General features: G+C 47.7%; 7 protein-coding genes. All 7 read left to right on the top strand.

Annotated elements, in window-relative coordinates; genetic code table 11:
- A partial coding sequence (locus HCZ42_RS21365; RefSeq protein WP_167422689.1) for an NAD(P)/FAD-dependent oxidoreductase occupies positions 1-813 on the top strand: 813 nt, incomplete at its 5' end.
- Positions 814-865: 52 nt separating this feature from the next.
- Positions 866-1,351, top strand: coding sequence for a universal stress protein (locus HCZ42_RS21360; RefSeq protein ID WP_167422688.1), 486 nt, complete (start codon positions 866-868; stop codon positions 1,349-1,351).
- Positions 1,352-1,392: 41 nt separating this feature from the next.
- The gene (locus tag HCZ42_RS21355; protein WP_167422687.1) at positions 1,393-2,334 is read left to right on the top strand and encodes a tripartite tricarboxylate transporter substrate binding protein; all 942 of its coding nucleotides are present in this window, start codon (positions 1,393-1,395) and stop codon (positions 2,332-2,334) included.
- Between the two features lie 65 nt (positions 2,335-2,399).
- Entirely contained in the window at positions 2,400-2,987 is a 588-nt protein-coding gene (locus HCZ42_RS21350) for a tripartite tricarboxylate transporter TctB family protein (protein ID WP_167422686.1), read from the top strand.
- Between the two features lie 20 nt (positions 2,988-3,007).
- Positions 3,008-4,495, top strand: coding sequence for a tripartite tricarboxylate transporter permease (locus HCZ42_RS21345; RefSeq protein ID WP_167422685.1), 1,488 nt, complete (start codon positions 3,008-3,010; stop codon positions 4,493-4,495).
- A gap of 27 nt (positions 4,496-4,522) precedes the next feature.
- Positions 4,523-5,929, top strand: a complete 1,407-nt coding sequence (locus HCZ42_RS21340; protein WP_167422684.1) for an aldehyde dehydrogenase family protein — start codon at positions 4,523-4,525, stop codon at positions 5,927-5,929.
- A gap of 171 nt (positions 5,930-6,100) precedes the next feature.
- Entirely contained in the window at positions 6,101-6,907 is an 807-nt protein-coding gene (locus HCZ42_RS21335; RefSeq protein ID WP_217702309.1) for a sulfatase-like hydrolase/transferase, read from the top strand.
- Positions 6,908-6,919: the final 12 nt, after the last annotated feature.

Below are 6,919 nucleotides of genomic sequence, written 5' to 3'. Positions count from 1 at the left end.
CCGTGTATCGCAACAGTAAAAATCCTAGAAAAAGCAGTGGAACTCGGCGCGCAGGTAGTGCAGCACTGCGCAGTCCGAAGCCTAGCTATGTCGGCTGGCCGTGTAAGCGGTGTGGTTACCGAGCTAGGTGAAATCAATTGCGAACAAGTACTGTTAGCAGGTGGTGCGTGGTCTAGACGCTTCTTGGGTAATTTGGGTGTCTCATTGCCAACCCTACCACTGATTTGCTCGGTGATTAGAACCAAGCCAATGGACGGTCCGACTGATATTGCGGTTGGCGCGTCAAACTTCTCGTTTCGTAAGCACCACAATGGCGGCTTTGTCATCACGCAACGTGGCGCTTTAGATGCGCCAGTCTGCCTTGATCATTTGCTGATTGGCCACCGTTATCTCGAACAGCTTAAACACCAGCGTAGTTTTTTACGCATCAAACTCGGTAAGCACTTCGTCGATGACTTAAAAATGCCGCGCAGTTGGAAACCGCACAACGAAACGCCGTTTGAACGGGTCCGGACGCTTAATCCAAATCACAACCTGAGTCTCATCAACGAAGCGATGAGCAATTTACGCCAAGCCTATCCCGTGTTTGAACAAGCCGAGATAGACGAAGCATGGGCCGGGTTGATTGATGTAACGCCAGACTCGAACCCAGTAATCGACCATGTCGCGTCAATACCGGGCTTAACCTTAGCAACAGGTTTTTCCGGGCACGGGTTCGGTACTGGTCCGGCGGCGGGGCATTTGGCGGCGGATTTAATCACGGGTAACGATCCGATTATCGATCCGACCCCATATCGATTTAGCCGCTTGTGAGTGCCATTTTCTGGTCTCGGAAACACCTTAGTCAAATAGGTAGGAATTGGGTATGGCAGTAGATATTGAAGCAATTGTGTATGCATCGGATGCGAATAAAGGTAGCCGTAAAGTGTTTGAAGCCGCGATTAATCAAGCGGTGAAGCATCAATCAAAAATTATCTATGTGCATGCGGTAAATAAGGCCGACGTGATTACGCCTGATATTTCTTATTCCTATCTGCCGAGCGATATTGATAAGTTGCATTCCGCCCAGCACAGACATGAGTTAATCGAAAAGCTTAAAACACGAATCCATCGATACATAAAAGAAAAGCTGACCGATCTGGATATTCAGGTTCAGTTTTCGATATGTGTTCAATTCGGTAATCCAGAGGAGGTAATTATCAACACGGCAAAGCAGTTTAATGCCGGACTGATTGTGATGGGCAATAGGAAATCCAGCGAATTGTCCAGAGTATTTCTCGGTTCCACAGCCAACAAAGTGCTGCAGAAAAGTGAAGTACCCGTATTGATAGTACCAATTGCGAAGAAATAAAAAATGCTGGGCATCACCAGCTTCAGAGTACAAAAGGAATTATGATGAAAAGGACTAAACTGATTACTGCAATCGCACTAGCATCGATTTTTGCGCCACTCACAAGTGTTGCAGCAGACTACCCTAATCGCCCAGTGAAATACGTTGTGCCGTGGCCTCCGGGTGACTTGGAAGACGTGTTGACTCGCCTCATCGCAGAGGAAATGGCGAAAGAAACGGGCAAGCCAGCCACAGTGGTCAACAAACCTGGTGGTGCTGGAATTATTGGTGCGGCAGAGGTATCACGCGCGCGCCCAGATGGTCTGACGATCGGCTCGTTCGTTGCCGATATCCTCACTACGCACATTCTTTCCGGCAACGCACCGTTTGACCAAACGACATTCGAGCCTGTTGGGATTTTCCTGGACTACCCGTTTGTGATTGCGGCAAACGCGGATGCGCCATACAACAACTTGAAAGAGTTGGCTGATTACTCGCAAAGCAATAATGTGTCGCTGGCGCACTTTGGATACCAAGCGCTGCCAACTGCGATCACGTTTAAAGCGGCTGACCAAGCTGGGATTAAGTTCTCGTCAAATGCACCGTTTGATGCGATCAACTGTTCGACATTGGCTAACGGTGATGCGGACGTGGTCAATACCGTTACGCAAACCATCCTCTCTTGTTTGAAGTCTGGCGATGTGAAGATCATTGCTTCGATTACGCACGAACGTTTAAGTATCAGCCCAGACGTGCCGACCCTTAAAGAACAAACTGGTGTAGCACAAACGACATGGAACGGCCTGTTTGTTAAAAAAGGTACACCTGACAACGTAAAACAAGTGATCGCAGATATTGCTCAAAAAGCGCTTAAGACCGACAAAGTCACGGCGATCAGCCAAAACACCGGTGCCAACGTTTTTTGGATGGGTGGCGAAGAAGCGCAGCAAGTGATTGATAATGACTTTGCCAGTGCTAAAGAACTGCTGAACTACATGAAATAAGTCCTTTGGGTGAGTAAACATATCTAGTTCATTTACTCACCCTTTTTTCAGGGAGTTGAACGCATATGACGATTGAAATCAACGAAGTGATTCTGGAGCAAGAGGATAAAGCAGATCTTGCGACAGAGAGTCTCCCATCACACTACTATTTTTACTTGCTTTCTTTTATTGGCTCGGTGGTACTGATAATGCTTCAACCTAGTCAGGCAAAAGAGGTGAAAAACGCGCACGGTTGGTTCTCGCAGCCTTACGTCGCGCCGTTATTAGGCCTAAGTATCATTGCTCTGTTTAGTGGCATTTACCTGCTGGTGAATACGATTAAGCATTATCATTGCTTGAGAAGCATTAACCCCATCGAATTGACCTTTAGTGCCATTAGCCGGTATCGAACGGCGGTGATCATCAGCGGATTCTTTTTCCTCTACATCTTCAGTTTGTCGGTGATTGGCTTCGCGCTATCGAGTTTTATCTTGGTGCTGACGATGCTTTGGATAAGCAATCTGTTCACTCGCTTTTGGGTGATTACTTCCTTTATCTCCATCGCCATCATCGTATTGGTGTTTAGAGTTGTGATCGCATTGTGGCTGCCTGATGTGTGGCTGTTCTCGTTTCTTCCTGACCAAATGGCTGACTTTGCCAATATGTACTTGTAGTAATTGGATGTTGTATCGATATGGACACTATTTTTCTCGGAATCAATGAAATACTCACCATGCAAGTCGTACTCGCCATTGTGTTCGGGGCGATTCTTGGTGTGTCGATTGGCTCTATCCCAGGGCTGGAACCTGCAGGCGTAATGGCGATTTTATTGCCAATGACGTTCAACTTTGACCCGTTACCAGCGGTAACCTTACTGCTCGGGGTGTACGGCGGCGCTTGGTATGGTGGTGCAATTCCCGCAATATTAATGAATACCCCCGGCACGCCCGTGGCGGTGCTTACCACCTACGACGGCTACCCAATGACGCAAAAAGGCGAGGGTAAGCGTGCGCTGTCAATTGCGTACTCGTCGTCTTTCTTCGGTGGCATGGTCAGTGTGCTGTCTCTGGTTCTTTTAGCACCTCTGCTATCACAAATCGCTATGCATTTTGGCTCGGCCGAGTTTGCCATGTTAGCTGCACTTGGGATGATCTTTGTCGTTATGGCGCACTACAAACAAGCGTTTGCAGCGGCGATGATGCTTGGTCTAGGTATCTTTCTTGGCACGATCGGTATTGACCGCTCTTACAACACCATGACGTATACCTTTAACCAAGAATGGCTGTTCGGCGGTGTACCACTGGTGCCCACGGTAATTGGTCTCTTTGCGATGTCCCAAGCATTCGTTTTGTTATCGCAAAAAGGCAACGATTCGCAAGTCACAACCTATGAAGGCAAAGGGCGTTTTTCAGGAATGCTGGTGGTGATCAAGCATAAATGGACAGCAATCCGTTCTGCAATTTTAGGTGTCATCATGGGATTGCTACCGGGCGTGGGCGAGTTTGGTTCGCAGTTTTTCTCTTACACGTTGGCACAAAAACTCTCTAAAAACCCAGATAAATTTGGCCAAGGTGCAGAAGAGGGCTTGATTGCGTCAGAAACATCGAACAATGCCGTGACGGCTTCGGTCATGGTTCCGTTGTTGGCATTTGGTATTCCTGCCGACGCGTTGATGGCTATGTTGCTGTCTGTGTTTATGGTGCACAACTACACGCCGGGCCCGACCTTATTTGCCGAGCGACCAGAGTTTATTTCTGGCTTATACATCTCGCTGTTTTTGATCAACATCGTCGCATTCATCTACCTGACTTTCAGCAGCAAATGGATCGCTAACCTGACGCGAATTCGCGGACGCTTTATTGGCGCGCTGATACTGGTACTTGGTTTTATTGGTAGCTATAGCCAAAACTACCAATTCTCTGATGCGCTTATCGCACTTGGCTTTGCGGTGTTTGGTTACATTCTTAAACGCGAGCAAATCCCCGCCGTGCCAATCATCTTAGGTTTGGTACTTGGTCCGGTGTTTCTTGCCCGTACCAAGCAAGCACTCGGAGTATCAAACGGTGACTTCTCAATCTTTTGGGACAGACCAATCAGCCTAGCTTTGCTGAGCATGATCGTCATTTCTATTGGCATCTTTGTTTACAGCATGGTTAGAGATAATCAAACAAAAACACAATAACGAACGTCGAAACGAAAGGAACTCACTATGAACCAATTTGGACTGACTATTGATGGTCAAACCGTACAAGGTGAAATGCCATCAAGCATCGTGCTTAACCCTGCAAATGAGCAAGAAGCGTTTACCGCGCCAGTGGCGTCAATTGCGCAGCTGAATAAAGCGGTTGAGAGCGCGAAAGCGGCGTACCCTCAATGGAGCGCGCTGACTCAGGTACAGCGTGATGGCTACATCAACAAAATCGCCGATGTGATTGAGCAGAACGCCGGCGAGTTGGTCGACATCATCGTGAAAGAGCAAGGTAAACCGTTTCAACTTGCGCAGATGGAAGTGGGCGGTGCGGTGGCTTGGACAAGACACACCGCGAGTATTGAAATTCCGGTCGAAGTGTATGAAGACTCTGAAAACAAGCGTATCGAAGGTCGTAGAAAATCGATCGGTGTTGTCGGTTCGATTACGCCTTGGAACTGGCCTCTGATGATTGCTATCTGGCACATCATTCCTGCGCTGCGAATGGGCAACACAGTGGTATTGAAACCCTCAGAGTTGACGCCAATCAATACGCTGAAACTCGGTCAACTGCTGCAAGATGTATTGCCTAGTGGTGTATTGAATGTGGTCTCTGGTAGCGGTGAGATTGGCCGTGCAATGAGTGAACATAAAGACATCAACAAGTTGGTGTTTACAGGTTCAACGCCGACAGGCCAAAACATCATGCAAGCGGCGGCGACAAACCTAAAACGCTTAACGCTTGAACTCGGTGGTAATGATGCGGGTATCGTACTTCCGGGCGCGAATCTGCAGGCGATTGCAGAAGGGCTATTCGCAACCGCGTTCATCAATATGGGACAAACTTGTGCGGCATTAAAACGCCTTTATGTACATGAGTCTCAGCATGACGAGCTATGTCAAAAGCTGGCCGATATTGCTGCTAAGCAAGTCGTAGGTGAAGGCAGTGAAGAAGGCGTGACGTTTGGTCCGGTGCAAAACAGTCAGCAACTCGAGAAAGTGATTGCACTGGTGGAAGATGCGAAACAGCAGGACGCGACCATTTACTCTGGTGGCGTGCGACCAGATAAGCCGGGTTATTTCTTCCCACCTACGATTATCGGCAACGCTCGAAGTGGAATGCGTGTGGTTGAAGAAGAGCAGTTTGGTCCAGTACTACCAGTGATCAAGTACACAACCATTGCTGATGCTATAGCTGCAGCGAACAGCGTTGAAGTTGGCTTAGGCGGTTCGGTTTGGGGAGATGTAGAGCAAGCAAGTGAACTTGCCTCAAAGCTGGAGTGTGGTTCGGTGTGGATTAACGGCCACGCAGAAGTCTTGCCTCATGCGCCTTTTGGCGGCTGTAAAATGTCGGGCTTTGGTGTTGAATTCGGTCTAGAAGGGCTGCTCGAAAACAGCCTACTGCAAGTCGTAAATATCAATAAATAGTGTTGCTTCGGAAGTCCAAGAAAAATTAGATACCTTCTTATTGGCTCGTCGCTGATAAGAAGTATCTTCCCCTCAATTATGTATCAACCTGATAACACTCTCATCAAAAACAAATGCGTTGGTACGATTTTCAACTGAAGAATAACCGTTTAATGGTACATAGGATTGAATGTGAAGAAGAAGCTAACTCCATTGATTGCGGCATTAATTGGTATTAATGCGTATGCAAATGAGGCGGAACGTCCCAACATCTTATTTGTTGTCGTAGATGACATGGGTTACTCCGATTTAAGTAAATTTGGCAGTGAAGTACCGACCCCGAACCTGGACGAGCTTGCCAACCAAAGTGTGATTATGTCTAACATGCAAGCGGCCCCGGCGTGTTCTCCGACGCGCGCCATGCTTTGGACAGGTGTGGACAGCCACAAAGCGGGTTTGGGTAACATGCTAGAAGAAATGGCGCCGAATCAAGAAGGCCAACCGGGCTACGAAGGGATGATCAATGATAAGGTTGTTCTCATCTCAGAAACGTTGCAACAACAGGGTTACGAGACCTTCTATTCGGGAAAATGGCATTTAAGCAAAGGGGATCAAAACAGAGCCTTCGAGCGTGGCTTCTCACACACTTTCGCTCTTAACAGCGGTGGTGCGAGTCACTATGACGATATGAAGCCCGCATACTCACCGACACCGGAAGCGAAGGCACCTTACTCAGTAAATGGAAAGCTGCTCGACAAATTGCCAGCAGAGTTCAATTACTCCACCCAATATTACGCAGATAAAGCAATAGAATTTATCGAAAATGCGCAAGACAAACCTTTCTTTGGAGTGATTAGCTACACTGCACCGCATTGGCCATTACAAGCGCCGGATAAAGTCGTGGAGAAATACCAAGGTAATTACGAACAGGGTTATGAAGCCTTGTATCAAGCGCGATTCGATAAGCAAAAACAAAGAGGGGGGAGACAGAAAGAATAAAAAGAAAAAAAT

It is taken from the genome of Vibrio hepatarius, from assembly GCF_011806575.1.
GTDB lineage: Bacteria > Pseudomonadota > Gammaproteobacteria > Enterobacterales > Vibrionaceae > Vibrio > Vibrio hepatarius_A.
Note: the sequence above shows the minus strand (reverse complement) of the source record. Positions and strands in the feature narration are given on the sequence as shown.